This is a genomic window from Enterobacter sp. RIT637, assembly GCF_019718755.1.
In the GTDB taxonomy this organism is placed as follows: Bacteria; Pseudomonadota; Gammaproteobacteria; order Enterobacterales; family Enterobacteriaceae; genus Enterobacter.
This window is the reverse complement of record NZ_JAIHAZ010000054.1, coordinates 1-790: the sequence shown is the minus strand read 5'-3', so window position 1 is coordinate 790 and position 790 is coordinate 1. Positions and strand designations below refer to the sequence as shown.

General features: G+C 58.9%; 1 protein-coding gene and 1 pseudogene. Both read left to right on the top strand.

The window, feature by feature from the left end; all coding sequences use genetic code 11:
* Window positions 1-324, top strand: a 324-nt coding sequence (locus tag K5E19_RS23080) for a DegT/DnrJ/EryC1/StrS family aminotransferase (RefSeq protein ID WP_221553257.1), incomplete at its 5' end; no start/stop codon positions are given.
* A 1-nt stretch (window position 325) separates the two neighbouring features.
* A pseudogene (locus K5E19_RS23075) lies at window positions 326-790 on the top strand (lipid III flippase WzxE); the annotation flags it as partial.

Below are 790 nucleotides of genomic sequence, written 5' to 3'. Positions count from 1 at the left end.
CCGCTGGCGCAAAAAGGGCGTATTGAGCTGCCGACGATCCCGGCAGACTGCGTTCACAACGCACATATGTTTTACATCAAACTGCGCGACAACGACGATCGCAGCAGTCTGATCGCTTACCTGAAAGAAGCTGAGATTATGGCGGTGTTCCATTACATTCCGCTGCACTCCAGCCCGGCGGGTGAAGCGTTCGGCCAGTTTGTCGGTGACGATCGCTACACCACGAAAGAAAGTGAGCGTTTGCTTCGTCTGCCACTGTTCTACAACCTCGCGCCGGTGAATCAGCGCACGGTGATTAATACCCTTCTGAGCTACTTCCGCTGATATGTCACTGGCGAAAGCATCGGTGTGGACCGCCGCGTCCACACTCGTCAAGATTGGCGCAGGGCTGCTAGTTGTAAAAATGCTGGCGGTGTCGTTTGGCCCTTCTGGTGTCGGGCAGGCCGGTAACTTCCGTCAGCTCGTCATCGTACTCGGCGTGCTTGCCGGGGCCGGTATTTTCAACGGTGTCACCAAATACGTAGCGCAGCATCACGACGATGCGGCCGCGCTGCGTCGGGTGGTCGGCACGTCCTCGGCGATGGTGCTCGGGTTCTCCACGCTGCTGGCCATCGTCTTTTTACTGGCGGCCGCGCCTGTCAGTCAGGCGCTCTTCGGCAATACCCATTACCAGGGGCTGGTGCGTCTGGTGGCGCTGGTGCAGATGGGGATCGCCTGGGCTAACCTGCTGTTAGCCTTAATGAAAGGATTCCGCGACGCCGCCGGAAATGCGCTGGCGCTCATTCTGGGC